The following is a 26,938-nucleotide window of genomic DNA, read 5'->3' as shown; positions in this document are numbered from 1 at the left end:
TTACACCGGATGAACCCATTTCACGAAAGGATCGCACGATGAGTTCACATAGACCGACGCCCGGCCACGATCATTCCTTCGGCCGGGGTAGCGGCATTGATGCGCCGGTAGCGACAACACCGGTATCGGACACAACCATCGATATCCTCGTGGCCCGTGAACGTTCGCGGCTCGAGTCGGAACTCGGCATAACTGATAAACACGTCCAACACGCCGCGCGCCCTGAGGAGCGCCCGTTTACGAGGGCTGAACGCCCCTTTACAACCGTGCTTTTTGGCGGACTCACCTGGAAACACGAACGACTCATTCAGGCGATGATGCACGGACTCGGCTACAAGGCCGAATACCTTGCGACCCCGAACGTGCGCGCATTCCAGACAGGAAAGGAGTACGGCAACAATGGCCAGTGTAATCCGACCTACTTCACAGTCGGGAATCTGATAGAGCATCTTACCGCCCTCGAACGCGGCGGATTGTCGCGACGCGACATTATCGACCGCCATGTGTTTTTTACCGCCGGAGCATGCGGTCCCTGCCGCTTCGGGATGTACGAGGCCGAATTCCGTCTCGCGCTTCGTAACGCCGGCTTCGATGGATTCCGTGTGCTTATTCTCGAACAGTCCGGCGGACTCAACCAGGCCTCGGGCGATATGGGCCTCGAGATGAATCTCGATTTTACACTCGGGATTCTGAATTCGTTTATGATCGCCGATGTGCTCAACGACGTGGCGTATCAATTGCGGCCTTTCGAGCTTGTGCCGGGCGCGACGGATGCGGCACTCAACGAATCGATCGAGATCATGGCGCGTGTCATGGAGCGTCAGAAGGCGGCGAGTGTTCCGCGCGCCGTCGGCGACTCAGCACATCGACCTGCAAAAGCCGCGGCCAGAGCCACAGCGCGACGCTTCCTTGCGCAGCTCTTCGGGCGGGAACTGCTCGAAGGAATGACCGAGTGCCGCGCCCTCTTTGCGGGCGTGAAAGTCGACCGCACCCGCCTGCGCCCCGTCGTCAAGGTGACCGGTGAATTCTGGGCGCAGACCACCGAGGGCGACGGCAATTTTAATATGTTCCGCTTCCTCGAGAAGGAAGGCGCCCAGGTCATGGTGGAACCCATCTCGACCTGGCTGCTCTATCTGCTGCACCAGGTGAAACAGGAGACGCGCGACCGAAAATTCTCCGGGCTCGACCCGACGCTCCCTCTTACGGCTCGTATGGTTCAGAAAGTGAAGCGGCTCGGAACCATGTGGAAGAAGGTGGCCATTTTCACTTTCGCGGAGAAGGTGTACATGCGCGAATACAACCGTCTGCGTCGCTGCCTCGACAACATACCGCATGAACTGCCGAACCAATATGCCATGCAACGCATCGCGCATCCCTACTACAACACGCGGCTCGAGGGTGGGGAGGGGCATCTCGAAGTCGCGAAGAACATCTACTACACGAACAAATCGCTCTGCCACATGGTGCTCTCGGTCAAACCCTTCGGATGTATGCCCAGCACGCAGTCCGACGGAGTGCAATCAGCGGTGACATCGCATCACAAGGACATCATTTACCTTCCCATCGAAACATCCGGCGAAGGCGAGATCAACGCTCACAGCCGGGTGCAGATGGTCCTCGGCGAGGCCCGCGCCGCCGCGCGCGCGGAATTGCAGAGGGCGGTGGAACAGACGGGTCTTACACTCGACGACGCCCGCGCGGCCATTGCAAACAACCCCGTCTTCAGTGATCCGTTTCTTCCCCTGCGCCGCACGCGAGGGGTGGTCGGAGTCGCGCCGAATTTCCTGTTGCAGTTCGCACCGCGCATTGGCGCCGCACGGAAGGAGCGCACTGTATGATTGAGCGCACACCGGTGTATCTCGTTGGACTCGATGTCGGCAGCACCACGGTGAAGGCCGTGGTGATCGACGAGGCGAGCGACGCGATCCTGTGGAGCGATTATCAGCGCCACGAAACCAAACAACCCGAAAAAGTGCTCGAATTCCTCGATCGGATACGGGCCGACCTCGGAATATCGGACGCGCAGATCCGAATGTATATCACAGGATCGGGCGGCAGCACACTGGCGCCATTTCTTGGCGCAAAGTTTGTGCAGGAAGTGAATGCAGTATCACTCGCCGTCGAAAAACTGTACCCGGAAACAGGTTCCGTGGTTGAACTCGGCGGACAGGACGCAAAGATCATCATTTTCAAGGAGGACCCTGAGACCGGCAGAAAGAAGAAAATCCCGTCCATGAACGACAAGTGCGCCGGAGGCACCGGCGCGGTGATCGACAAGATCAACGCCAAACTCCGCATACCCGCGGAGGAGCTCTCGTCGCTCGGATATAACGGCGTCAAGCTGCACCCCGTCGCGGGCAAATGCGGCGTCTTCGCCGAGACGGATATCAACGGACTGCAGAAACAGGGTGTGCCACCGGACGAACTCATGGCATCACTTTTCGAATCGATCGTACAGCAGAACCTCTCGGTGCTGACGCGGGGACACACCCTGCGTCCCGACGTGCTGCTGCTCGGCGGTCCGAATACGTTCATCCGCGGCATGGTCGAATGTTGGCGCGCGAATATCCCTCCCATCTGGGCCGAACGCGATATCTCTCTCCCGGAAGGTGTCGATCCCGCGTCGTTGATCAAGGTCCCGGAAAACGCACAGTATTTCGCGGCTATCGGCGCCGTGGAATTCGGCCGTGAAAACGCCGAGGAAATTCCCATATTCCCCGGCACACACGCGCTCGAGGAGTTTATCACGCGCGGCCGTCATGAGCTCAAGAAACAGAAGGGCAGTCTGCCCCTTGTCACCTCCACCGAGGAACTTGAGGCCTTTAAATCCGCCTACCGCATCCCGCCCTTTACACCGACGCGTCTTGAAAAGGGCAGCACCTTCCGCGCCTTCCTCGGGATCGACGGAGGTTCCACGTCCACCAAGGGCGTGCTCATAGACGAGGACCGACGCGTCGCCTTCAAGGCCTATCAGCTCTCGAAAGGAAATCCGATCGAGGACACGATGCAGATCGTCGGCGCGCTGCACGAGATGGTCCGTTCGCAGGGCGCGACACTGGACATACTCGGGGTCGGAACCACCGGCTACGCCAAGGACGTGCTTAAAAACACCATCGGCGGTGATGTCGCGCTGGTGGAAACCGTGGCGCATACGCAGGCGGCTCTGCACTTTTACGACAATGTGGATGTGATTTGTGATGTTGGAGGTCAGGACATCAAAATCATTGTCCTCAAAGACGGTCGCGTCGTGGATTTCAAGTTGAATACACAATGCTCCGCCGGCAACGGATACTTTCTGCAGAGCACCGCGGAGGGTTTCGGATTTGATGTCAAGGACTTCGCCGACATCGCCTTTTCGGCCGAGGTCGCCCCGGAATTCGGGTACGGCTGTGCTGTCTTTATGCAGAGCGACATCGTCGATTTCCAACGACAGGGCTGGCAGCCCGAGGAGATTCTTGCCGGTCTCGCGATGGTGCTGCCGAAAAACATCTGGCTCTATGTGTCGCAGATCCCGAATCTCGCGAAGCTCGGCAGCACCTTTGTGCTGCAGGGCGGCACGCAGCACAACCTTGCCGCGGTGAAGGCGCAGACGGATTTTATCCGTTCTCGTTTTTCATCGAAGGGTCTCGAGCCGCGCATCATCGTGCACGAGCATACCGGTGAAGCCGGAGCGATCGGCGCCGCGGTGGAAGCGGCGCGACTGCACGGCGGAGGACTCGAGACCAGCTTCATCGGACTCGACGCAGTTGCGCGCATCCGCTACACGAGCACACGGAACGAGGACACGCGCTGCTACTTCTGCAAGAACAAGTGCCTGCGCACTTTCATCGACGTCGAGACGAGTGAACCGGCACAGGCGCACAGCGACAGCTTCGAGTACAAGTCCGGCCCGGAGGCCGTCCGCGCCGCGCGTTTCGAAACGGCGGAGGAACAGAAGCGCGACGCCGTGTCGAAGGTGCCCCTGGCCGCCGGCGCCAACCGCCTCATCATCGCCACCTGCGAGAAGGGGACAGTGGAGGATGTCAACGACATGCGTGTCATCGCGAAAGGCCTCTCCGAGACCCGGAAGCAATTTCCGAATCTCCTCGAGGTGGCCGCGCACGACGCGTGGATCCGCTACGAGGCGCCACCGGCCGCAATCGTTCCCGGCCGTCTTTTCGGAGAACGCAGGAAACGCGCGCATGAAGAGACCCGCGCGCGCCGCGCTGCACTCAGAATCGGCGTGCCGCGTGTGCTCAACATGTATTCGTTTATGCCCTTCTTCTCCGCCTACTTTGAAAGTATCGGAATACCGCATCCGAATCTCGTATTTTCGGACTTCACCACCGAGGAGTTGTACAAGGAAGGGTCGAAGCGGGGGAGCATCGATCCCTGCTTCCCGAGCAAGGTCGCGCTGTCGCACCTCCACAACTTGATTTACCGCAAACACGCGAAGACACCTCTCAATTGGGTCTTTTTTCCGATCATCGATGAATTGCCCACCGATCTATTCGGCACGGTGGCGTCGAAGGCCTGTCCGACCGCCTCGGGTACGAGCGAATCCGCAAAGGCCGCATTCATCAAGGAGGAGGATCTTTTCGCCAAACACGGCATCCGGTACGTGAATCCCTTTCTCAGTCTCCGCGATCCCGCGCTGCTTGCGAATCAATTGTACCGCGAGTTCGGTGAGATGCTCGAACTCCGGGAGGACGAAAACGCCGAGGCGGTGCGTCACGGACTCGAAGCCCTCGCGCGTTTCAACAGCGGCCTTCAGACGCAGGCGCGCGGCATACTCGACACGCTCGAGGCCGAGAATCGCCTGGGCATCGTGGTGCTCGCGCGCCCGTATCACAACGACCCCGGCATCAATCACGAGATACTCGACGAGTTTCAGAAACTCGGGTATCCGGTGTTCTCGCAGGATTCGCTGCCTACTGACCCCGCGACTCTCGAGCGTGTTTTCGGCGCTGATGTCCGTGCCGGACGTGTACGCCACCCGATGGACATCGACGACGTATGGAAGAATTCGTACAGCGAGAACACGTCTCGGAAGGTGTGGGCTGCAAAATTCGTGGCACGGCATCCCAACCTCGTGGCGCTCGAACTCTCGAGCTTCAAGTGCGGACACGACGCGCCCATATACACGCTGGTGCAGGAAATCGTCGAGTGCTCCGGCACGCCGTATTTTGCGTTCAAGGACATTGACGAGAACAAACCGACGGGAAGCATCAAGATCCGCGTCGAAACCATCGGGTACTTCCTGAAGCGCTATCGCGAGATGATGGTGGACGAGGCGCGCAGGCGGCGCACCGTCGACGAACGCATGAACGACTACGAGTCGCGGCTTCGTGCGGTGCTCGATTCCGCGGAGCACTCGCGGTACGCGCTGTCAATGGGCGACACGGCGCATCACGAGATGGTGCAGTTGCGCCTTCCCGAGGAGGTTTCGGCATGAACGGGGTCGACACCGCATCGAAGGTGATGTTCGAGATTTACCGGGAGCGCGGGTATAACCGCGTGTACCGCGTGGTGTATTTTACGGAACTCGGCGAGCACAATCGTGAACACGAAATAAACCAAGCCATGGCCGGAGAGCATTTTATCGACGGCTTTTTTGCGGAGAAAGACCGCGACGCCGCGCGTGCCGCCATCGATGAAATGATAACGCGACTGAACGACGGAGTCCAGCTTTCTGAAGCGGACGCCCGCCGGACGCTCCAGACACTTCTTGTCGAATAATCCATGCCGCGCGCCGCATCCATCCTCCTTCTCCTGACCGCCCTCGGTGTGCGCATCAACGCGCAGCCGCTTGTGGTCTATTTCGGTGACTCGATCACCGAGGGGTGGATGGATGCGGTGCGACGGCCTGCGGACGCGTATCCCGCGGTATGCGATACCCTGGTCCGGGAACGGCACGGCTCGGCACGAAACATCTCTCTCGGCTTCGCCGGTGAAACCACCGACGACGCCCTCGCGCGCCTCGAGTCCGACGTGCTCGCTCTTCGACCCCAAGTCGCGGTCGTCGCGTTCGGATCAAACGACTATTACATTCACGGCAACGCCACAACACCGCGCGTATCACTGCAGCGGTACGCGGCCAATCTTCATCTGATTGTGCGGCGCCTCAGAGGCGGGGGAGTGCAGCCGGTGCTCCTCGGTCTTCCCCCGCTGATTGCATCGCGCTATGCGGCCTATTCCGAACCGCGCCTCTACGCGCCGTTCGGTGGAGCCGCGGCACACAACCGCAGCTATGATTCGACGCTGCGCACAGTGGCCGCGGACACACACACGCCCATCGTTCCGCTGCCATGGGACTCCCTGGATGACGCGGCTCTGCTCGGCATCGACGGAGTGCATCCCACGCCGGCAGGTCATCGTGATATCGCCGTGCGGCTGTTGCCCGCGGTGCTCGCGGCTCTGGATGCGGGCGCGCCGGCCATCGACGCCTCGCAGAGAATCGATGTATATCCGCAGCCCTTCGATCCGCGCCTGCACGGGCGGCTTGTTGCACGCTGTTACACAGACAAGCCAGGACCCGTCGACTGGGAATTGCTGGATGCGCGCGGTGGACGGGTATCGGTCGTGACCAGCACGGCAGCCGCGCCCGGCGAGCTGTTCGCCATGTGGAACACGGACCATCTTCGCGCGGGATGGTATGTCGTGCATCTGCGCGGCACCACGCAGTACAAAGAGTGTATCATTGTCCAATAAGGAGAGCAGTATGAGAATCGCCATCATCGTCCTCGCCGTCGCGGCCCTGTGTGCCGTCGGTGCGCAGGCCCAGACTCCCGTCCCCTCGAAAGCCGAGGCGCGGATGTATCAGAAGGGATTCGACATCCCCGCAGGCATTCCGCACGGAACGTGGGACTTCGACGAATGGCCCGGCGTCGACCACCCGGTCGTCTATAAGCAGGAGTTCATGTACAACAGCACGCCGAACGAGAAGATCAAAATCGACTACTTCCTCAGTGTGTTCGATGCCGATGACCACGAAGGGTATCTGAAAACACCCGCTGCACTGCGCGATCGCGGAATCGCGGATATGAGCACTCTGATTAAGGCGCGCACCGCCAGGAATAAAACACTGCTCGGTATTTTTTGCCACCCCGACGACGAGGTGTTCCTGGCAGGCGGACTGCTTGCCTACGCCGCGGCCAACGGCTGGAGCGTGAAGGTTGTGTTGATCTCGAACGGCGCCGACGGATCGCAGGGGCAGACCGACACGCCTTCGCAGGTGCTTGCGGGTTACAACAGCTTTGGTGTCATGGCCGATGGACGCACCGTGGTGAAGACCGACGTGCAAGGCGAAAAAAAGCTCGACATCATTGCGGGATACGCGCGCTCGCTCGGCGTCGACATACAGGTATTGCCGATCGACCTGACCGTCTCCGGGAAACACATTGTGCAGGTCGGTGAGGCGCCGGGACTCGATTTCCCCGCGACTTTCGGTCCGGGAACCGAATACCGCCGTGCCATCGCCGCTTCGCTGCGTACGCTGCTCAACGAGGTGAAACCGGGCATCGTGGTCGGACACGGAAAAGACGGGGAGTACGGAAACTACCTGCATAAGATGGCGCACGACCTCGTGCTCGATGCGGTAAAAGCCCATGCGACGTCCAATCCGGGTGTGAGTTTGTTCACCGGCTTTCCGGAGTACAACTACCGCGACAACATCACACATTTCCTCGACCTGAATCTCGACAATGGCGCGGCGTGGAAGAAGAAGTACGAGGCGTTCAAGGGCATCACGTTCCTGTACAAGGAAGGGAACGACTACGACAAGCCGTGGGATCCGACGGACCAGTACATGGATGGAAGTTTTGTGAAGGACTACGGCTTCACGCCCGAAACCGGGGAGCCGCCGCGATACGAATTTTTCCAGCGTGTCTCATTCTGAAACTGAATCAGGCATCCCCCGATGCGCATCGTTCATTTCGTGCATAGAATGTATCCCGACATCGGCGGCGTCGAGCTGTCGGTGGAACGCATCGCGGCCGAGATGTCGCATGCGGGGCACGATGTGACGATTGTCACGGAAACACCGGGCGCCTCCGTGCGCGATGCAGAAAATGTGTGTATCCGGCACCTCTCGGTGCGCCCGGTTCGACCCTTTACACGCGCACGGTATTGGAGCTGGATGTCGGCGCACCGCGATGAATTCGCGTGTGCCGACGTCCTGCACTTTCACGACTACGGCACCTTCGTCCACTGGTACCTTCCGCTCTACGCGGTGCTCCGCTCGCCGGTGTACGCGATGACGTTTCATGGTTTCGACTCCTGGCCCGTGCGCCGTCGCGACGATATGCAGCGCGCGTTCAGCGCGCGCAGGATGGATGTGACCTTCGGCGCCGGCGATTTTCTGCGCTTACACTACGCGCAGCGGATCGACCATACATATGTGGGCGCGCCGTTGCGACGGCGCACGAACGGTGTATGGAAAGCGCACCCCGCATTTTTATTTATCGGACGCCTTGCACCCGACACCTGCATCGCGGAAGTGGCCGCCGAGCTTGCGGCTGCCGCAGCCGCAACCCGGCGGAATGCGTCTTTGACGCTGGTGGGTGACGGTCTGCTCGAACACGAGATTCTGGATCTGAAAAACGAGTGGTTCGACGTGATTCATACACCCGCAACACCAGATGTGAATGGTTTTCTGGAAACGGCCGGTGTCATGATCGGTACGGGTTTCCTGTCCGTACTGGATGCGTTTGCGTACGATGTGCCGGTCATTGCGCCGGCCTTGACGCCGATAAAACGTGATTACTTCCGCTCGCTGCCCGATGTAGAACACAATCTTCTGTACTGCGAATCACGCACCGCGCTGCGGAGAACCTTCGAGTCGCTGTTGGATGGAGACGGTTTTCAGCGGGCGACTTCCGCCGCGCAATCCGCGCGCCGTCTCGCGGACTCCCTCACATGGGAGGGCATTGCGGATCTGTACCTGACGAATTATGCGAAGCACCGGCAACGATAGCACCCTTGCGATACTGTTTATCGCCCGGCCGGATCTCCTGACGAATCCGGGCGGTGATACAACACAGATCCTCGCGACACGCGAGGCCTTGGAACAGCGCGGCCATTCGGTGACGCTGCTGCTCGAGGAGGAAGAACGCCGCGTTGCGCTCAGCAGCACCCGCGCGCGTTTCGATATCGTTCATGCGTTTAACCTGCTGCTTTCGTATCAGTACGAGGACTCGCTGCGCCTTGCGACCGAACGCGGAATCCCGGTCGTGCTCTCGCCGATTTATTGGGACATGGAACCCTACGAAAGCGCCGCGCACTCCGTTGCCGCATGGAAACGTGGCCTGCTTCGTGCGCTGCTGCTTCTTCCAAGGGGCTTTGTCCGGCCGTTTCTGGGGCATCATCTGAAGACCGTGCGGTACAATCCGATGTACAAGGAATTCCTCGCCGGTATAACCCGATCGGTGTCGATGCTCCTGCCGAATTCTCGCGCCGAGGAAACACTGCTGCGCACTGCCTTCCATAGTCACACTCCTTCGGCTGTGATCGTCAATCCGAGCCGGAGCATGGAAGGCGGCATGGACAGACCCGAGGGACTTCCATCATCCTACATCCTGTGTGTGGGTCGCATTGAGCGTCGCAAGAACCAGTTGTACCTTATCCGCGCACTGCGCGGCCGCGACGAAGCGCTGGTGCTCCTTGGCAGCATCAACCGCGCGGAATCCGAATACTGGTCGCGTTGCCGGCGCGAGGCGCGACGCAACGGCGTGCATCTGATCCATGTCGAGAACCTTCCCTGGGAATCGGTCTGGCCGTATTACGTCCATGCGCAGGTGCATGCGCAACCGAGCTGGTTCGAGACGCCGGGATTGAGCAGTCTTGAAGCGGCTGTTGCGGGCTGCCCCGTGGTCTGCACGCAGATCGGATCGGCGCGGGAATACTTCGGCGCGATGGCGGAGTATTGTGATCCGGCGGATGTCGAGTCCATCTCAGCCGCTATACACCGCGCGCAGCGTTCAGCCGCGCGTGGTGACGTGCTTGCCGCGTACGTGTGCGAGAGGTATTCGCTCGACGTGGTGGGGGAACAGACGCTCGAAGCGTATGCGGCCGTGCTCGGTGAAACACGCGCGGTGGAGGCCCCGGTCGATGTCCTGGCCTGAATCCATCACACGGATATTTCCGGTGCACGCCCGTGAAAGCGGTATCGTGTTTGTCGGTGACGTGGTCGCAAAATCCCTCACGTTTCTGATCACCGTCCTGCTGTTCCGCCTTCTGCAGCCCGAGCAGTACGTGCTCTACGGTGTTTTCATCACGGCATTGGCGACGGTGCAGCAGTTCACCGATTCGGGCCTGCATTCGAGCATCATCCGTTTCACCGCGCTCTATGCGGCCGACAATCCCGATCGTGCCGCTGCGCACGTGCGCTTCGGCTGGCGCGTGAAATGGCTGGCCCTCGCCGGCAGCGGGGCGGCGATCACGCTCGCAGCGCGGCCCCTCGCGGACTGGGTGTTTTTTACTCCCGCGCTCGCGCATCCGCTGCGCATCCTGGGTGTCGGACTTCTGGGCTTCGGCGCCTTCGACTACATGCTCGCGGTTCTGCAGGCCCGTCAGCACTTCAAACCCCTCACCGTGTTCAGAATCGTGGAGGGATTCGGCAAGGCCGCTGTGATCGCCGGTGGCGCGGTCCTCGGGTGGTTCTCGCTCGACCTTGTCTATTACGCCTACATGCTCACTCCCGGGGTCTTGTTCCTTTTGGCCCTGTTGCTCATGCCGTCGCTGCGAAGTTCTGTACCTTTCGACTGGCCCGAGATCGGGGCCGAGATTTTCTCCTTCGGCAAATGGATGATGCTCACGTCGTTCGCCACGATGTTCCTTATGCGCCTCGACGTGTTCATGGTGACGCCGCTGCTTTCGGATCGTCCCGCGGAAGTGGGGCATTACGCGGCGGCAGTGCGCCTGTGTATGCCGCTGATTGTTCTTACCGGTTCCATCGCGACGGTGTTTTTCCCGAAGGCCATGGCTGTACGGTCGATGATCGAGATGCAAAGCTATGTGCGCCGCTCCCTGCAAGTCACCGTCCCGGTCTCGCTTCTGTCCATCGGATACGCCGTGCTTGTTGCGTTCCTGGTGCCGGAATTTTTTCCGAAGTACGGTCCGTCCGTCCCGATGTTCGGCGTCCTAGTGCTCGGGTATGTATGGACGATACTCGGGAATCCGCTCACGATGCTCGTGCTCAGCATCAATCGCGCGAACATCGTCACCCTCATCAGCGCCGTGCAACTGTTGATCACGCTGGTATCGCATTACTTCTTCATTCTGGCGCTGGGAGCGATCGGGGCCGCGATCAGCACCGTATTGCTCTGGTTCGCAGCCGGAAGTTTTTCGATGTGGTATCTGTATTCACATCGTCACGAGATTGAGACACGTTCCCGCGTGGTGCAGCCATGATGTCGATAGGCGCCTTCCTGACACGCGTTTTTATTGCCGTCGAGAATCTCGAGCGCAAGCGTGCCGTGCGCGCACTGCGTGCAGCAGGCCAGCAAATCGCCGACAACGTGTCCTTTGGACGGCGCGTGCAGATCGATATACACGAGACCGCGAGGGTGGAGATCGGTGGCGGGGCGAAGATCCTGCAGGATTCCTGGTTGATTGCGGAAGCACATGACACGCTGCGTATAGGATCATCGGTGTTCATCGGCCAGCATTGCACCGTGTCCGGCTCCGTCGAAATTGGCGATAACACTCTCATCGCGTCCTTCGTCAGCATCATCGACGCGCAGCATGTGATCGACGATCCGACCGTCCCCATTTCCCAACAGGGCGGACGCAAGAATCCGATTCACATCGGCCGCGACGTCTGGATCGGCGCCTCGAGCATCGTTCTGGGCGGAGTCACAATCGGCGATCATGCCGTGGTCGGCGCCAACAGCACCGTCACGCGCGATGTTCCCCCATGGGCCATCGTCGCGGGATCACCCGCAACGATACTCCGCATGCGGGAGCAGCCATGACTGTCGAGCGAATGGATTTTTCTGATGCCCGCCTGCGTACCTGGTGGACCGCGGCATATGCCGGAGGACTACACACCAACACGCCGTTTCAATCGCTCGAGTGGAACGAGAGCTGGTGGAAAACTTTCGGTGCGGCGGACGAGAGAAGGGAACTGTTCCTGCTTGCGGGTCTCGACGCCGATTGTACAATTCGATTCATCGCGCCGCTATTCCTGCAGAAACGCGCCTTTGGCGGCGCCCTGGCATGGGAACACCTGCTCTTTATCGGCGATGACCTCGCGCCGTATCTCGACATCGTTGTCCCCGCCGCCGACAACGCGGACTATACAGAGGATATTGTCCGATATTGTGAACAACAACGGCCGCGCGCGTGGCTGCAACTGCGCGACATCCCCGTCGGTGGAATCGCCTCGCGCATCGCAATCCACTTCGAGCGTCGCGACGAGCGATTGGTACTTCCGGGGCGGCCCTGCCTGCGCATGGAGCTTGCGCCATGTGGTGAAACGCCGCTGGAGGACCTGCTTATGGCGGCGGTGCGCCCGACTTTTCGACGCACGCTGAAAAAGGCGTTGACGCGTTATGCGGATGCCGCAAACGGGCTCGCGTGGACGTACGGCGCGGCGGACGACACGCTGCGCGCGTGCCTGACCGTGCTCTCCGCGGAACGTTTCGGCGAAACCGCCTTCCTCGCGGAATCGTGCAACGCGGACTTTTTCCGCGAGCTGCAGGACCGTCTCGCGCATGAAGCAAAATACGCCGTGCTCACCGCGCACGGTGTGCCGGTGCATTGTCTTATGGGCTTTGAGCATGGAGGAATTTTTTATTACTTCCTCTCAGGCATGCTACCATCTGCTTCGGCCCTCGCTCCAGGGATCATCAATTTTTCGCTTCTCATCAACACCCTCCGCACCCGCGGTCTTCGTGCGCTCGATTTTCTGCGCGGCGAAGAACGGTACAAAAGGGATTTCGGCGGCGTTGAGTCGCGCACCGTGTGTATGCGCGTCGTCCCGCCCCGCGCTCGCGCACGTCATGCAGCAGCGGGATTTCTCCGGGGCATGCGGCGCATGATCGTCGCCGCGCGCAGGCAGGAGAGGGCTGCATGAGACGGTTTATGCGTCTTGAGACGCTCCTGTTTTTCTCCACGCGGCCTGACGCAAATCCGGTACACGAGGACCAGGCTTCCGGGCAGCAGTTTCACATGCTCGACTCTGAGAACGTTTTCCCATGGTCTAGTTTATCCGACGACCGACTCGCGGCATGTTATCGGTCCCGCTTTCGCGACGGTCATGCCGCGATAGCCCAGAGCGACAGGGGGGAACGTGTGTTCACCGCATGGCTTGCCTCCGGTGGATTGCACGTCGACGAACTGGGCTTTGAATGGCGCATTCCTGATGCGGAGCGTGTCGTATACGACTGCAATACCGCGCCCACACACCGCGGACGCGGGTTGTACCCCGCGGCTCTTCGTTGGATCGTTCGGCATATTCAGCGCGACGACGTCTCGCGGGTGTGGATTTATGCTGATGCACGCAACCATGCGTCATTGCGCGGCATCGAAAAGGCAGGTTTCGACGCCGCCGGTTTGATGCGCACATATTGGCTTGCGGACATACCTGTCCTGCGCCGCGGACGCGTCGTCGGAGTGAACACATGATCGGGATCCGGCACATGCGCGACGCCTTTGCGCGCAGGCGGCTGCATTCACGCGTGGCCGATCTTGCGGACCTCGCTTTGAATCACCTGCGGACCGTGTATCCACGCGAGCTTGTTTTCGAAACAGGCGACGAAATTCCGGTTCTGGTCCTGGCGCCTCATGCCGACGACGAGACCTTCGGCGCCGGAGGCACGATTGCACGCCATGTGGCTGCGGGGCATCGCGTGACCGTGGTACTCTTTGCTGACAACGCCGCCAGTCTCGAGGCGACCTCCACATTCCGCGCTGATGAAATTATCGCGCTGCGCAGGCGCGAGTTTGATGCCGCGATGAACGCGCTGGGGGTGCACGAAATCTGCTGCCTCGAGCTTCCCGGTCATGCGCTCGACAGCGTTGATGCTGTTTCGCGGCTTCGTGACATCGGCATTGAGAAACACCCGCGGCTTTTGTATCTTCCATCGATATTCGATAATCACGACGAACATCGTCGAGTGAATATCTGCGCCGCGCGTGCTTTCGATGTGCCGCGCCTGGCATCCTGCGAGGCGCGCGGATACGAGGTCTGGAGTCCGCTTCCGGCAACAGCCGTTTGTGATATCAGCGACACCCTCACCATCAAGCGCTCCGCCATTCACTGCTACAAATCCCAGACATCCGTCATCGACTATGAGCATCACATTACCGGACTCAACGCCTACCGGGCGATAACGCTCGGCGGGGGAGTCCGCTACGCGGAAGCATTTCTCTCGCTGCCGCTTCCGCAGTATGTACGGTACGTCACACAGCTTTTGAAACCATAACCCATCACTCTTTTCATCTCCCAGGAGGAATGCCCACATGCTGACCACGCGCAACGCGGCCGCCAGCCTGATTCTTGCAGCGATTGCTCTGTGTCTCGCCTGCACGCAACTCACCGCGCAAACGGGCAAGAAACTCATCATCAACAACTTCTCCTCGAATCCCGACGAGATTGAAACGCATGTTGTCATCAGCGATGTCGATGGGATAGGGCCGGATATCAAGATCAAGATATTCACCGAGGATGGACGACTTGTCTACGAGCGGTACGAGCGGTTGATCGCTTTCGGAAAACTCAATTACAATCCGCTGACCTACCTGAACGCCTATCAGCACGGCCTGAACCAGAATCCCGTGTTCAAGGGAACTGTCCGCATCGAAGCCCAGGAAGGCAACCTCATCGGCCAGTATTGGGAGATGAGCAAGGACAAGAAAAACTCATTCATGAACATCGGCGTGCCCGCCTCCAACGGCGAGGGCTACGACAAACTGGTGTGCCAGCACTTCGTGTCCGACAAGGGCATCGACGCGTCCATCGTTGTCGCCAATGCCGAAGAGGAGCGCCCCGTGACCGTCAATCTGAAAATGTATTCAGACGATGGGGGACTGGTTGCAACCGACAACTTCATCATCCAGCCGAACGGCATCACCCGCATCAATCCCTATAAAGTGACAAAGGGCCTTCGTATGACAGGCACGGCGTATCTTGTTGTGGTGGGCGCGGGCAAGATCACGGGCGAATACTGGCAGGCCTCGCCGGGCGAGAAGTACCAGGTTGCGCTCCCGCTCGAGGGTGTGACAAAGATCCGCTGACGCCCCATGCGGTATTCGGTCGTTGTTGTACTTGTCATGTTTTTGGGACTCCTGCGCGCGGATCTCGACATCCGCGCGCAGGACCCTTCCGGAGCCGGCACACACGCATTGCTCCGGGTGGGTGACCAGTTGATCGTCAACTACTTCGATTCCGATCCCGAAAAATACGAGACGCATCTCGTCATCACCGATGTCGAGGGATCAGGGTCCGTGGTCAACGTCATGGTGTACGACAACGATGGGAAACTCCACGACGCGGAATCGTATTTCCTGCCCATGTTCGGAAAGGTGAACTACGATCCCGGCAAACGCCTTAAAGACAAACGTTTTCGCGGCACTATCCGCATTTATTCCGATGGCGGAAGTGTAGCCGCACAGTACTGGCAGTTCTACCGGAATCCGGATCTCATGCCGTTCAATACGGCAATCCCCGTGGCGGATGCCAGGGGTGGTACGGCACTGCTATGCCAGCATTTTGTGTCCGATCCGGCCATCGATGCGCGCCTGTATCTTTCGAATCCCGCCTCCGACAGCAGCATCACAGTGGCAGTCACATTTTATCTCGACAAGGGAAAACAGATATCGAGAGACCGGTATACTATTCCCGCCAACGGGTCGATTGTAATTCTGCCGTTTCAGGCGAACGAAGGCCTCGTACGCACCGGACTGGCATATTGCGAAGTGGTCGGATCCGGCCAGATCACGGGAGAATACTGGCAACTGGCGCAGGGAGAAAAATACCAGGTCTCTCTGCCGCTCGAAGTGATTCCGAAACGTGCGAAGGACTGGTAAACTCCGCGGATGTGCCGCGCATACCGGATGCTCGCTACACGGCCCATACCGTGTCTTGCTTGTAGCTCCGGCACATGTAACTTTGCACAGAGTCGGCATGAAAGGTGAATCCTTTGCCGCGATTTTTTGTTGACGCTATGAATCCGACACACCTCCACTACAGGAGGGTGGCTATACTTCGGATGACTTTACATAATATATATTATAAGAAAACATTGATCCTGTTGGATCAGGGGCTTTCATGAAGGAATCGACAAAACAGAACTGGGAATCTTTTTGGAAGGACAAGTCCGACGTCAAGGAGGTGTACGCAAACACGGACCGCATCCGTCGAAATCTTCGATCCGTAATGGATGTGTCCGGCAAGCGCATCCTTGAAGTCGGAGCCGGCACCGGACGCGACAGCTTCTATATGGCTGGCGATGGTGCCGAGCTTTTCCTGCTCGATTATTCCATGAACTCGCTCAAGATCATCCGGTCCGCCGCGCCGCCCGATACCCGCGTGCATGCCATCGGCGGTGACGCTTTTGCTCTGCCGTTTCATGACGGGACCTTCGACGTTGTGTTTCATCAGGGTTTGCTGGAGCACTTCCGCAAGCCCGCCGCAGAAGCGCTGCTGAAGGAAAATGTACGTGTCCTCCGCACCGGAGGCCTGTTGGTGGTCGATGTGCCGCAGCGCTGGCACGTCTACACCGTCATCAAACATGCACTTATTGCAGCGAATGCCTGGTTTGCGGGCTGGGAGCGCGAATTCTCCGTGCGTGAATTGAGGACTTTACTGCGTTCGCTCGGACTTACCCCGAAGGCCGCCTACGGTGAGTGGATGTATCCAAGTTTGTTTTATCGCACCTTCAGAGAAGCGGCAGGTAAAATTGGGCTCAAGATGCCATTATACCCGCAACTTCTGCCGCCTGTGTCAAGGCTGCGAAAGCAGATCAGAGAGAAACTTGATGGGAGCCCACTGAAGCTGAATACGTCCTTGTCGATCGGTATCATTGCAGAAAAGCAATAAACGAACTACGTCGAATAAGATTTAATACAGCGCCGTATTGCATTGAAAATACTTGTACTTAACTGGCAGGATATCACGAATCCACTCGCGGGTGGAGCCGAGGTCCATCTCCACGAAGTCTTCGAACGGATCGCAGCCCGCGGCCACGAGGTAACGCTGTTCTGCCACCGCTATGAGGGTTCGAAAGCGGAAGAAATGCGGAATGGGATCCGAATCGTCCGACATGGCGGTCGCAGCGTATTTAATCTGCATGTCCCACTGGCTTGGTGGAAACGGTTCAAAAAAGAGGGCTACGACGTGGTTGTGGACGACGTCAATAAAATCCCCTTTTTCACTCCCCTGTTTGTGAATGCTCCGATTCAGGGTGTCACGCATCATCTATTCGGGAAGAGCATTTTCCTGGAAACAATCTTTCCTCTTGCGCTCTACGTCCATCTTTGCGAAAAACTCATCAAGCCGGTATACCGGCACGTCCATTTTATCATCGGATCACCGAGCACACACAAGGAATACCTTGAATGGGGCTTTCCACCCGAGCAGGTGACCATCATCAATTACTGCGTCAATCGAACCGTGTACTTCCCTGCTGAAAAGGACGTCCATGATCCCGACCGCATATGCTACTTCGGCCGACTGAAAAAGTACAAGTCGGTCGATCATCTGCTCCGCGCGTTCGACGGGCTCCGTCATGAGTACCCGCGCCTCACGTTGCATATCATCGGCGATGGCGACGACCGCCCGCGTCTCGAGGCGCTGGCGGCGGAACTCGGTCTGGGGGATCGTCTCGTCTTCCACGGCTTCATCGATGAGGATCAAAAGGCGCCCTTGCTGCAGACGATGAATTTTGTGGTCAACACGTCTTCCAAGGAGGGCTGGGGACTGACCGTGGTCGAGGCCAACGCCTGCGGGATTCCGGTTATAGCCGCCGACGTGCCTGGCCTGCGCGACTCGGTCGTGAACGGCTCCACCGGATTGCTCTATGAATTCGGAAACATTCAGCAGCTCGGAGCCCACATGCGGACCCTGCTCGAGAATCCAACGCGGCGCGCGGAACTGAGCGAGGCGGCGCTTCAATGGGCCGACAAGTTCGACTGGGAAAAGGCCGCCGACGAGACGCTCGGTTTCCTGCAGGCTGCCATCAATAAAAAGAGAAAACGATCCTGATGTCCGTATAGCGCGGGCTCAATACCCGAGTCCGCCGAGAAAATCCGGAGTGATACGCCCCGGCGCGGCGGCATCGCCTCGGCGTGCGAGTGCGGCGAGCACGTATTTCCCCAGCACGTCGAACTCGATATTCACGAGACGGCCCGGCCTGCTATCCTCGAATACTGTGGCGTGATAGGTGTGCGGTATCACCGACACGGTGAAGGAATTGCCGCCCAATTCGGCGATGGTGAGCGAGACACCGTCGACAGCGATGCTGCCCTGAGGCACCAGGAGCGCTGCGTCCGCGGGGTCGTATTCAATATCAATCAACCAGCTCTCGGCCTTTTCGCGGATCTGCACAATACGCGCGACACGATCAGCATGGCCCTGCACAAAATGCCCGCCGAGTTTTCCATCCGCGCGGAGCGCGGCCTCGAGATTCACACGATCACCCGCCTGCAGGCCTCCGAGTGTGGTATTTGAGACGGTGTGTTCGACCGCTTCGGCAGAAAACGAGGAGGCGGTGAATGCGGTGACCGTAAGGCACACGCCATTGATGCTGATACTGTCTCCGAAAGCCGCATCGGCAAGAACCGTATGCGCTTCCACAACGAGGCGCCGGCCGTTGCCGAAACGCTCCGTGACGCGGATGATGCCTCGTTCGGCGATGATACCTGTGAACATGTCTCAATCCCTGCTGTGTGGTCGAAGCACAAGATGCACATCTCCGCCGGAGCGGTGTATTTCGTCGACACGCATACGAAGAGCTGCCGGAAGGTCGCGTGCCGGGAGCTGTGCGGCGCTTGCCAGGCCCGCGCCAAGAAACAATGGACCGATAAAAATATCGAGGCGGTCCGCAAGATCCTGTTTCAGGAAGGACGAGAAGACTCCCGCGCCACCTTCCACCATCAGAGTATTGACGCCCTTCTCGAAGAGTAAGGTCAGCATCGAGGGGAGAAAGTCCCTGAAGCCGCGGCCCGGGGCGATCGGGAGTAAGGTGATGCCGCGTCCCGCGAGTGACGCCGCCGCTCTCGGTGCGCCGCGCAGTGCGGCGGGAGTTGTGGCCACTATCGTTCGATGTGCGTCGGTATCGGAGAACACCGCGGCGCCGAGCGGCAGGTGCATGGTGCGTGTCACCACGATGCGGCGCGGATTCGAGCCGTGAATGCCGCGCACCGTGAGAGCCGGATTGTCGGCGCGCACAGTGCCCGCGCCAACCAGTATCGCATCACTTGCCGCGCGCATAGAATGTACGCGTGCGCGCGAGGCCTCGGAGCTGATCCATTGCGAGGACCCGCGCAGTGGTGCGATGAAGCCGTCTAGGGTTTGCGCGATTTTCAGGAGAATCAAAGGACGCCCGAGTGTGGTGTTCACGATGAATCGCTCGTTCAGGCGGCGAGCGGCAATGTCGGACAGGCCCGTGATACATGGTATGCCTGCTTTCTCGAGCACCGCTATACCGCCCCCGCGTACGGAGGGATTGGGATCCCTCATGCCGATGATCACTCGTCCGACACCCGCCGCAATCAGGGCATCGGTGCACGGAGGCGTTTTACCGTGATGATTGCACGGCTCGAGGGTCACGTACACGTCGGCTCCGCGCGCGGCGTCTCCCGCCTCGCGGAGAGCAAACACTTCGGCGTGCGGACCGCCATACTTCTTGTGCCACCCCTGTCCCACAACACGTCCGTCCCGAACGACGATGCAACCGACAAGGGGATTGGGCTCCACCGCCCTTCCCCCGCGACGCGCGAGCCGCAGACAGCGATCCATGATCGCGGCATCGACGGGCGCGTCCCGCAGCGTGATGCGCGTGGAATATCGGCCTTTCATCGCTCGTTGGTACTGCGCACTACCATCAGCGCGGTGGATATTTTACGGCTGTATGGATTACCAGCCGGAGGCGAGACGGTTGCGTCGCCAACCACCATCGTCGCGGATCCTCCTCCGTCGAAGTTAAAGGCGTCCCATGCGCCGCGCTCGATCATCAGTGAAGCCAGATCCGGCAACGATATGCCTTTGCGGCGTTGCCGACGGTTGGGCGGCTCGACGGTGACAAGCACCGCGCGTTTCCCGTCCCGCGAGAGGCCGAAGGCGGTGCGGCCGTATCCCGACTGCACGAAGCGCAACTTGCGCAATCCCTCCTGCTGCCACTCGACGCTTACACGCCCGTCGCGCACGAGGCGCGGGGTGCCTGTTGTCATTTCTACCACGGGGCCCTGCACCGCGGGAGTCAGACGGCTGACCAGAGTCACCGTATCACCGACACCCATCGTGAACAACCACGGCAACGGTCCTTTCCCGAGGGAGATCACGCCTCCGTTTTTTGGAACCATGACAAAACCGGTGTCGATGTACGTGATGCGACAGGGCACCTCTCCATTCGCCACGGGCTGCGACAGGTATTCGAATTGGGCCTTGAGGGAGCCGCTCTCGATGCTGATGGACCAAATAGAATCGACAGCGGCGCCAAGGGAACCGATCTCCGTTTCGGAATCGTCTGTGATCGTGTCGGCGCTCGCCATCGCGATCCAGGATGTATCGATGTACGGTACAGTCGTTCCGTAGTAGGAATTGTACACCACGATGCTCGAGGTGTCGTGACGCTCATTGAATCGCGCTACCGGCATCACACCGTATCGTGTGCGCAGTTCCGCCTCGATACGGAAGGTGTCGAGGTACAACTGTTTGTTCTGTGTGATCGCGAGAGCCGACCAGTTCTTGTACTTGCGGTTGTTGAGTATCACGCCGTTCGACACTGTCGGACCGATCGGGTGATTTGAACCGGCGGCCCAGTAATTTGCGTTCACTCCCGCCACGACGCTCTGAAACGCCGTGACGCTGTCGTAGCGGTGCATGATGGAATGAACACGCTCGAGTCCCGCGATGTTGTCGAGTCCCTTGCCAACCTTCAGCGACACGTCGTTGCGACCCAGATCCACAAGCACGGTGTGAACGGTACATCGGAGTTTCGGATATGATTGTACGTAATACGAGACGCCGTCGGCAACACGGCGGACAGGCGCGTCGCCCGGCGTGGAGGCGGTTGGCGGATCACCCGGGGCCGCCGAAAGCCGTGTGAAGAATGCCGTGCACACCAGGAGGCAGAACACGGTGATGCTGCGGCGGCGGAACATGGCGCGTCCCGCGTGGAGCTGTCTCCGCGTGCTCGTGTCCGCCACCATGTTCTACTCCGCGGGCTCCACGCTCTGGCCGAGTGCCGATGCGCGGTACGCGGCGTCGACGAGGCGCATCCGCGCGGCGGCCTCGGCGCCCGTCGAAATGGTGGGGTGTAATCCGCGGATGGCGCCAAGAAAATGGCGCAACTGATGCTCGTAGGAGCGGCGGAAAATACTTGCGTTCGATTCGGGAAGAACCGGCGTCACGTTCGACGGCACGCCGGCGATGATCTTGCGGATGCGCAACGGATTGACACTCGCACTTCCTTTTGTGCCGACAATATCGAGCGACAATTGCGATTTCTCGACCGGGGCGTTCCAACTGCAGTGAAGCGACACGGCGGTGCCGCCTTCGAGACGGAAAAAACAACTCGCGGAGTCTTCCACGTCGCGAACCTTTCCATGCTGCATCACTGCGCTCACGCTATGTGCGACGGGAAAATCGAGCAGCCATAAGACAAGGTCGAGCATGACGAGACCGAGGTCCATGAACACACCGCCGCCCGAACGTTCCCGCTTTCGTAGCCAGCTCTGATTGGTGCTCTGATAGTTCAGCCAGCTTGCCTGCACGAGGAAAATGTCGCCCAACTCGCCGCTTTGGATAAAACTCCGCAAGGTGGTGTTGTCCTGCTTGAACCTGTGATTCATGCCCACCATCAACACCACACCCCGCTTCTCCGCGGCACGTGTCAGCGCGGCAGCGTCTTTGTGCGAGGTTGCCAGGGGCTTCTCGATCAACAGATGTTTGCCTGCCTCGATCGCCGCCAGGCCGATCGGGAGATGTGTATCGGTCGGTGTGGCAATCACCACGGCATCGATATCGGACCGCGCAAGCAGACGCTGATGGTCGGTGTCGATCGCCGTGATGCCGTACTGCCCGGCCACGTTTGTGACTGTGCTTTTGCGGGAGTCGCACAGAGCCGCGACCGTCGCGTCCTGCATGCGGGACAGGATGGGCAGATGCGCTGTCTGTGCGATATGTCCGGCGCCGATAACGCCGATGGAGAGCGGTTTCATGGTGTCAGCGTTCCTCGTGTTCCACCGGAAGTGTTGCCGCTTTGCCCATGAATCCCAGCGCGGTCCGGGCGATACCCAGAGGATCGAGATCGATGCTCCGGTACAACTCTTCCTGCGTTCCCTGTTCAACGAACGAATCGGGCAGTCCGTGCACACGCACTCGCGTTTCGTGCTTCCCGTTCTCGCTCAGATACTCGGCCACGGCGCTTCCGAAGCCGCCGATCCGCGCATTGTCCTCCACCGTCAGGATGAACGGATGTGTCTCAGCGATACGGTCTATCAGGTCGGTATCGAGCGGTTTGACAAAACGCATGTTCACAACTGTCGCCTGCACACCCTGATTTGCAAGCAAATCCGCGGCCTTCAAACAATGTTGCGACATCGAACCGATGCCGAGCAGCGCGATCCCGGATCCTTCACGCCAGACCACGCCCTTCCCCACGGGCACGTTCTCATACTCTTCGCGCAACTGTTTTCCGGTCCCGTTTCCGCGTGGATATCGCAGTGCGACCGGACCATGAACGTGCTCGACGGCGGTATAGAGCATGTCACGCAGTTCCTGCTCGTCCGCCGGAGCCATGATGACCATGCCGGGTATCACGCGCAGATAGGACAGATCGAAAGAACCGTGATGTGTGGGACCGTCGGCGCCCACCAAACCTGCGCGATCGATCGCAAAGACCACGTGCAAGTCCTGAATGGCGATATCGTGAATGATCTGGTCGTACGCGCGCTGGAGGAAGGTGGAATAAATCGCCGCGACGGGAATGAAGCCCTCGGTTGCAAGACCCGCAGCGAATGTGATGGCATGTGGTTCGGCGATGCCCACGTCGAAGCAGCGGTCGGGCATCTCGTTCTTCAGTATGTCAAGCCCGGTACCGGTGAGCATGGCGGCGGTAATTCCGACAACCTTGTCGTTTTTTTGTGCGAGATCCGTCAGGGTTTTCCCGAAGATCGTCGTGTATGCCGGAGGTGCATCCTTCACCTTGGGCGATTTCCCCGTGATTTTATCGAAGGGATTCACGCCGTGGAGATTCATGCCGTCCTTCTCGGCAGGTTCGTACCCCTTCCCCTTCTGGGTGACGACGTGCACGAGGATGGGTCCGCTCCACTGCTGCACCTCGCGGAACATGTGCACTAGTGTGACGATGTTGTGCCCGTTCACCGGACCGAAGTACCGGAAGCCGAGTGCTTCAAAGAGCATGCCGGGAGTGAGCACGGCTTTGAGGCCGCCTTCGAGTTTTGCGGCCACTTTTCTGAAGCGGTCGCCGAGGTGATCAAAATGTCCGGCGAGGTCCCACACGTTGTTACGAAAACGATTATAGGTGGGTGACGCGATCACCTCGTTGAAGTGATTCGCGATCGACCACATGTTCGGCGAAATCGACATCTGGTTGTCGTTTAAAACGACGATCACGTCTTTCTTGAGGAGGCCGCAATTGTTCATCGCCTCGTACGCCATGCCGCCGGTCATGGATCCGTCGCCGATGACCGCGACAACCTTGAACTTCTCGTGTTTGTAGTCGCGAGCCGTTGCGATGCCCAGCGCTGTCGAGATCGAGGTGGTGGCGTGACCCGCTCCCATCACGTCGTATTCGCTCTCCTTCCGTTTCAGAAAGCCGCTGATACCGCCGAACTGTCGCAGGGTCGAAAAGCGGTCCTTGCGTCCGGTCAGGACTTTGTGCGGATAGGCCTGATGACCGACGTCCCATACGATTTTATCGGTGGGAGTGTCGAACGCATAATGCAGGGCCACCGCGAGTTCGACCGTACCGAGTCCTGCGCCCAGATGGCCCCCGGTCTTCGACACGTGGTCGATGAGAAACTCGCGCACTTCCGCGCTGACGTGGCGCAAATCGTGAACATCGAGCTTCCTCAGATCCACCGGTGAGTCTATGTGGTCGAGAAAAGAGACGGCTCCGCCTGGGGAGTCGTTATTGCTGGAATCTGCATGCATGGGTTTTAGAATCGGGCGCTCACACCGAGCGTTGGGAGTAAGGGAAACATGGTGACAGTCCTGCGGCCGAGGCGTCCTGATGCGTCAACAAAGTACCGAAAACTGGCCACATTTCCATGATTGTACGCGTTGATGATATCGAGGTAGAAAGACCAGTCCGCGTTCCAGAAACGGGTCGTCGCTGTCGCGCGCAAATCGAGGCGGTGGTACAGCGGTTTGCGGCTCTGATTTATGTTGTCTTCATCCCCATAATCGATGTCGAGAATCACATTGCCGGAAAAATCCCTGGCGAACTGCGGCACACCCTGCTCAAGCACGATACGCGGGCGCACGCCTCGCGGTTGTGTGATGGGGAAATTCGAACCGATCCTCCAAAATGCGCCGATGTCGAGCCATGGCAGCACACGGTAATTCCCCACGATGTTGGCCGTGTGCCGCTGATCGAAATTGAACGGCGTGTGAACTCCGTCGCGCTCGCGGTATGCCCAGGCGAGGGCGTAGCTGACCCATCCCGAGAGGCGATCATCGCCCGCGAGCGAGCGTTTCTCCAGCATGAGTTCCATACCGAACGCGTCGCCGCGCGCCCCATTGATGGGGATCGAGGTCAGGGAATCCCTTCGCACGAGCGAGGGTTGTGACCAGCCGGCGGCTGTGCGGGGATCCACTCCTGTCGGATCCGATTCCCAACGCAGCGCGGACGTTTTTTTCTGCACAATCAAATCGGCGAAACGTTTGTAATATGTCTCTACTCTCGCGAGCCACTGCTCGTCGATCCATCGTTCGAGTCCGAGCACCGCGTGCCAGGCGCGTTCGGGAGAAAGCGTGCGCAGGTTGTCGGAACTGAAATCGAAAAACTGATTTTGATCGAACAGCTTTTCGTATCCGGGCGACTGGTAATACAGCCCCGTGGAGGCGCGAAATGTTGTAACGGGATCAACCGCATAGGAGGCGGACAGCCGTGGGGAAACAACAGCGCTTTCGAGCTGCCCGTAGTAATCCACTCGAATGCCGGGGGTCACTGCGAAGGAAGTGCCAAGGAGAATGCGGTCCTGCACATAGGCATGCGCCTTCACGTACGTTAAACTCTGTGCTATATCGTCCACCAGTGCCGAGGAGCGCGGATTTGCCTCGATGATCTGACGCAGCTCGGGCGATACACGGAAAGCAAAAGTGAGATCCGTCGCGAGCACATCGACACCGACACCTGCATCCAACGCGTGGGATTCGTCTGTGAGTAGAAGCATGTTCTTTACGGAGGTCTTCCGGAAACGGAATTCGTTGTCGAAGGAAATTCCGAACAGACGCGCCATAGCGCGTAAACTGTCAGTCTGTTGTCCCCTGAATTCCTCACGGTTCAGAACCGGATCGAGAAAGCGCCCATCAAATTCGGTCGTGCCCGTGTTGTCGTAATACGACAGCACAAGCTTGTTGACGAGTCGCTCGTTTGGTGTGTAGTACCAGGCCGCACCGAGCACGGTGTTGAACAGCGTGTTGAAGACTGAAACGCTGTCGGGGGTTTCACGCCCCTCACCCGTCACGAGGTCCACGCCATCGCGGCTGCTGAGAGCGTTGACGACAAACCGTGAGTGGTTGAAAGGACCGAATGATAGCTTTGCCTGTACGTCGCGGAAATTCGGGAAAGCCACATCGCCAGTGACGAGGCCTGTCTGCCGTGCTATGGGACCGAGTATGAGATCGTAATACGTCCTGCGTGTCGACAGCAACCACGACCCCGGAATCGACCCAGGGTTGCTCCCCTCGAGCACCACGTTCGCATTCGTTATGCTCATGTTGATGTTCGCCCCGATGGCACGATCCGCGTTGCCATTCCTGTTTGTCACATCGAGGACGGCGGAGAGCCGATCGCCGTAACGCGCGGGGAAACCGCCTGAAATGAGACTGATGTCTGTGATGGTCTCGGGATTGAACATGCTCACGGCTCCGTACAGCCGGTACGGGTTGAACACTTCGATCTCGTCCATGACAATAAGATTTTGATCGGGTCCGCTGCCGCGAATGATAAGCTGTGAACTGAAATCGTTCGGAGCCACAACACCGGGCAATGATTGAAGTGATCGCATGACGTCTTCACCCGCGCCGGGTAATATCTTCGCTTCGCGCGGCTGAAGCTGTTGCACACTGACGCGTGTGTCTTCCGCAGGCCGCCGTAACGCGTCCGATACGACCTCGACGGCATCGAGAACGACAGGACGCTCGATGAGCTGCACCCGCTGCGGTGCCGGATCTGAGGATGCGGTCATTCGAACGTTCCTCGATTCGAAACCGATCATCGACACCTGCACCTGATACACTCGAGCCTCGAGTCTGTCGATACGGAATCGCCCGTCCGCATCGGTCAATCCTCCCGACCCTGTGCCGAGTACACGCACGGTTGCGCCGACAAGTGGTCCGACCTCGGATAAAACAACGCCCTCGAGACGGGCGTTTTGCCCCTGCGCGTAGCTTCCCGCGCCCAGCATCATGCAGAGGTGCAAAATAGCCCAAATTGCGCCGAATCGGTTTGTGTGCGTACGGAGTATCATCACCTCCCGCAACACGTGTTACGCCGGGATAATTCCGCAGAAGTGGTGAAATCGGCAGTATTGCCACGCGGGAGTA

General features: G+C 59.2%; 22 protein-coding genes. 16 read left to right on the top strand and 6 right to left on the bottom strand.

Annotated elements, in window-relative coordinates; all coding sequences use genetic code 11:
- Positions 1–38: 38 nt before the first annotated feature.
- The 16 genes from HY962_13740 to HY962_13665 all read left to right on the top strand — a co-directional run bounded on the left by HY962_13740 (position 39) and on the right by HY962_13665 (position 18,184).
- Positions 39–1,838, top strand: coding sequence for an activator of (R)-2-hydroxyglutaryl-CoA dehydratase (locus HY962_13740; protein ID MBI5647987.1), 1,800 nt, complete (start codon positions 39–41; stop codon positions 1,836–1,838).
- Positions 1,835–5,434: a CoA activase gene (locus HY962_13735; GenBank protein ID MBI5647986.1), complete on the top strand. Its 3,600-nt coding sequence runs from the start codon at positions 1,835–1,837 to the stop codon at positions 5,432–5,434. The genes HY962_13740 and HY962_13735 overlap by 4 nt, the downstream gene beginning before the upstream one ends.
- Complete coding sequence (locus HY962_13730) at positions 5,431–5,718, top strand: hypothetical protein (GenBank protein ID MBI5647985.1); 288 nt, start codon at positions 5,431–5,433, stop codon at positions 5,716–5,718. The genes HY962_13735 and HY962_13730 overlap by 4 nt, the downstream gene beginning before the upstream one ends.
- A 3-nt stretch (positions 5,719–5,721) precedes the next feature.
- On the top strand, positions 5,722–6,690 hold the full coding sequence (locus HY962_13725; GenBank protein ID MBI5647984.1) for an SGNH/GDSL hydrolase family protein: 969 nt from the start codon (positions 5,722–5,724) through the stop codon (positions 6,688–6,690).
- Positions 6,691–6,700: 10 nt separating this feature from the next.
- Positions 6,701–7,876, top strand: coding sequence for a PIG-L family deacetylase (locus HY962_13720; GenBank protein ID MBI5647983.1), 1,176 nt, complete (start codon positions 6,701–6,703; stop codon positions 7,874–7,876).
- 21 nt (positions 7,877–7,897) lie between these two features.
- A complete protein-coding gene (locus HY962_13715; GenBank protein ID MBI5647982.1) occupies positions 7,898–8,953 on the top strand; it encodes a glycosyltransferase family 4 protein in 1,056 nt (351 codons plus the stop codon).
- Entirely contained in the window at positions 8,931–10,100 is a 1,170-nt protein-coding gene (locus HY962_13710) for a glycosyltransferase (protein MBI5647981.1), read from the top strand. The genes HY962_13715 and HY962_13710 overlap by 23 nt, the downstream gene beginning before the upstream one ends.
- Positions 10,087–11,388, top strand: a complete 1,302-nt coding sequence (locus tag HY962_13705; protein ID MBI5647980.1) for an oligosaccharide flippase family protein — start codon at positions 10,087–10,089, stop codon at positions 11,386–11,388. The genes HY962_13710 and HY962_13705 overlap by 14 nt, the downstream gene beginning before the upstream one ends.
- Positions 11,389–11,588: 200 nt before the next feature.
- Positions 11,589–11,951 carry an acyltransferase gene (locus HY962_13700; protein MBI5647979.1) on the top strand — a complete coding sequence of 121 codons (363 nt, stop codon included), beginning with the start codon at positions 11,589–11,591 and terminating at the stop codon, positions 11,949–11,951.
- Positions 11,948–13,054 carry a GNAT family N-acetyltransferase gene (locus HY962_13695; protein MBI5647978.1) on the top strand — a complete coding sequence of 369 codons (1,107 nt, stop codon included), beginning with the start codon at positions 11,948–11,950 and terminating at the stop codon, positions 13,052–13,054. Before HY962_13700 ends, HY962_13695 begins: the two co-directional genes overlap by 4 nt.
- Complete coding sequence (locus HY962_13690; protein ID MBI5647977.1) at positions 13,051–13,605, top strand: GNAT family N-acetyltransferase; 555 nt, start codon at positions 13,051–13,053, stop codon at positions 13,603–13,605. The genes HY962_13695 and HY962_13690 overlap by 4 nt, the downstream gene beginning before the upstream one ends.
- On the top strand, positions 13,602–14,405 hold the full coding sequence (locus HY962_13685; protein MBI5647976.1) for a PIG-L family deacetylase: 804 nt from the start codon (positions 13,602–13,604) through the stop codon (positions 14,403–14,405). The genes HY962_13690 and HY962_13685 overlap by 4 nt, the downstream gene beginning before the upstream one ends.
- 37 nt (positions 14,406–14,442) lie before the next feature.
- Positions 14,443–15,216: a hypothetical protein gene (locus HY962_13680; protein ID MBI5647975.1), complete on the top strand. Its 774-nt coding sequence runs from the start codon at positions 14,443–14,445 to the stop codon at positions 15,214–15,216.
- Positions 15,217–15,222: 6 nt separating this feature from the next.
- Positions 15,223–16,008 carry a hypothetical protein gene (locus tag HY962_13675; GenBank protein ID MBI5647974.1) on the top strand — a complete coding sequence of 262 codons (786 nt, stop codon included), beginning with the start codon at positions 15,223–15,225 and terminating at the stop codon, positions 16,006–16,008.
- A 241-nt stretch (positions 16,009–16,249) separates the two neighbouring features.
- Positions 16,250–17,020 (top strand): class I SAM-dependent methyltransferase, encoded by a 771-nt coding sequence (locus HY962_13670; GenBank protein ID MBI5647973.1) that lies wholly within the window; start codon positions 16,250–16,252, stop codon positions 17,018–17,020.
- 42 nt (positions 17,021–17,062) lie between these two features.
- On the top strand, positions 17,063–18,184 hold the full coding sequence (locus HY962_13665) for a glycosyltransferase family 4 protein (protein MBI5647972.1): 1,122 nt from the start codon (positions 17,063–17,065) through the stop codon (positions 18,182–18,184).
- A gap of 18 nt (positions 18,185–18,202) precedes the next feature.
- Here HY962_13665 and HY962_13660 read toward each other — a convergent pair whose 3' ends face one another.
- From HY962_13660 to HY962_13635, 6 genes are read right to left on the bottom strand one after another with little or no spacing between them, the layout of a single operon-like run.
- Positions 18,203–18,850: a riboflavin synthase gene (locus tag HY962_13660; protein MBI5647971.1), complete on the bottom strand. Its 648-nt coding sequence runs from the start codon at positions 18,848–18,850 to the stop codon at positions 18,203–18,205.
- Between the two features lie 3 nt (positions 18,851–18,853).
- The gene (gene ribD, locus HY962_13655) at positions 18,854–19,999 is read right to left on the bottom strand and encodes a bifunctional diaminohydroxyphosphoribosylaminopyrimidine deaminase/5-amino-6-(5-phosphoribosylamino)uracil reductase RibD (protein ID MBI5647970.1); all 1,146 of its coding nucleotides are present in this window, start codon (positions 19,997–19,999) and stop codon (positions 18,854–18,856) included.
- The gene (locus HY962_13650; GenBank protein MBI5647969.1) at positions 19,996–21,351 is read right to left on the bottom strand and encodes a phosphodiester glycosidase family protein; all 1,356 of its coding nucleotides are present in this window, start codon (positions 21,349–21,351) and stop codon (positions 19,996–19,998) included. The genes ribD and HY962_13650 overlap by 4 nt, the downstream gene beginning before the upstream one ends.
- A 3-nt stretch (positions 21,352–21,354) precedes the next feature.
- Entirely contained in the window at positions 21,355–22,362 is a 1,008-nt protein-coding gene (locus HY962_13645; protein MBI5647968.1) for a Gfo/Idh/MocA family oxidoreductase, read from the bottom strand.
- 4 nt (positions 22,363–22,366) lie between these two features.
- Positions 22,367–24,319, bottom strand: coding sequence for a 1-deoxy-D-xylulose-5-phosphate synthase (locus tag HY962_13640; GenBank protein ID MBI5647967.1), 1,953 nt, complete (start codon positions 24,317–24,319; stop codon positions 22,367–22,369).
- Between the two features lie 5 nt (positions 24,320–24,324).
- The gene (locus tag HY962_13635) at positions 24,325–26,862 is read right to left on the bottom strand and encodes a TonB-dependent receptor (GenBank protein ID MBI5647966.1); all 2,538 of its coding nucleotides are present in this window, start codon (positions 26,860–26,862) and stop codon (positions 24,325–24,327) included.
- Positions 26,863–26,938: the final 76 nt, after the last annotated feature.

Source organism: Ignavibacteriota bacterium (genome assembly GCA_016218045.1).
GTDB lineage: Bacteria > Bacteroidota > Ignavibacteria > SZUA-365 > SZUA-365 > JACRFB01.
This window is presented reverse-complemented; position numbering and strand designations above follow the sequence as displayed.

What these genes read in the sequence shown, in the direction of transcription:
- HY962_13645 (MBI5647968.1), bottom strand. Translation starts at nt 22,362, where the DNA reads ATGAAACCGCTCTCCATCGGCGTTATCGGCGCCGGACATATCGCACAG.
- HY962_13650 (MBI5647969.1), bottom strand. Translation starts at nt 21,351, where the DNA reads ATGGTGGCGGACACGAGCACGCGGAGACAGCTCCACGCGGGACGCGCC.
- HY962_13660 (MBI5647971.1), bottom strand. Translation starts at nt 18,850, where the DNA reads ATGTTCACAGGTATCATCGCCGAACGAGGCATCATCCGCGTCACGGAG.
- HY962_13685 (MBI5647976.1), top strand. Translation starts at nt 13,602, where the DNA reads ATGATCGGGATCCGGCACATGCGCGACGCCTTTGCGCGCAGGCGGCTG.
- HY962_13675 (MBI5647974.1), top strand. Translation starts at nt 15,223, where the DNA reads ATGCGGTATTCGGTCGTTGTTGTACTTGTCATGTTTTTGGGACTCCTG.
- HY962_13695 (MBI5647978.1), top strand. Translation starts at nt 11,948, where the DNA reads ATGACTGTCGAGCGAATGGATTTTTCTGATGCCCGCCTGCGTACCTGG.
- HY962_13720 (MBI5647983.1), top strand. Translation starts at nt 6,701, where the DNA reads ATGAGAATCGCCATCATCGTCCTCGCCGTCGCGGCCCTGTGTGCCGTC.
- HY962_13635 (MBI5647966.1), bottom strand. Translation starts at nt 26,862, where the DNA reads ATGATACTCCGTACGCACACAAACCGATTCGGCGCAATTTGGGCTATT.
- HY962_13670 (MBI5647973.1), top strand. Translation starts at nt 16,250, where the DNA reads ATGAAGGAATCGACAAAACAGAACTGGGAATCTTTTTGGAAGGACAAG.
- HY962_13730 (MBI5647985.1), top strand. Translation starts at nt 5,431, where the DNA reads ATGAACGGGGTCGACACCGCATCGAAGGTGATGTTCGAGATTTACCGG.
- HY962_13725 (MBI5647984.1), top strand. Translation starts at nt 5,722, where the DNA reads ATGCCGCGCGCCGCATCCATCCTCCTTCTCCTGACCGCCCTCGGTGTG.
- HY962_13690 (MBI5647977.1), top strand. Translation starts at nt 13,051, where the DNA reads ATGAGACGGTTTATGCGTCTTGAGACGCTCCTGTTTTTCTCCACGCGG.
- ribD (MBI5647970.1), bottom strand. Translation starts at nt 19,999, where the DNA reads ATGAAAGGCCGATATTCCACGCGCATCACGCTGCGGGACGCGCCCGTC.
- HY962_13705 (MBI5647980.1), top strand. Translation starts at nt 10,087, where the DNA reads ATGTCCTGGCCTGAATCCATCACACGGATATTTCCGGTGCACGCCCGT.
- HY962_13710 (MBI5647981.1), top strand. Translation starts at nt 8,931, where the DNA reads ATGCGAAGCACCGGCAACGATAGCACCCTTGCGATACTGTTTATCGCC.
- HY962_13735 (MBI5647986.1), top strand. Translation starts at nt 1,835, where the DNA reads ATGATTGAGCGCACACCGGTGTATCTCGTTGGACTCGATGTCGGCAGC.
- HY962_13680 (MBI5647975.1), top strand. Translation starts at nt 14,443, where the DNA reads ATGCTGACCACGCGCAACGCGGCCGCCAGCCTGATTCTTGCAGCGATT.
- HY962_13715 (MBI5647982.1), top strand. Translation starts at nt 7,898, where the DNA reads ATGCGCATCGTTCATTTCGTGCATAGAATGTATCCCGACATCGGCGGC.
- HY962_13740 (MBI5647987.1), top strand. Translation starts at nt 39, where the DNA reads ATGAGTTCACATAGACCGACGCCCGGCCACGATCATTCCTTCGGCCGG.
- HY962_13640 (MBI5647967.1), bottom strand. Translation starts at nt 24,319, where the DNA reads ATGCATGCAGATTCCAGCAATAACGACTCCCCAGGCGGAGCCGTCTCT.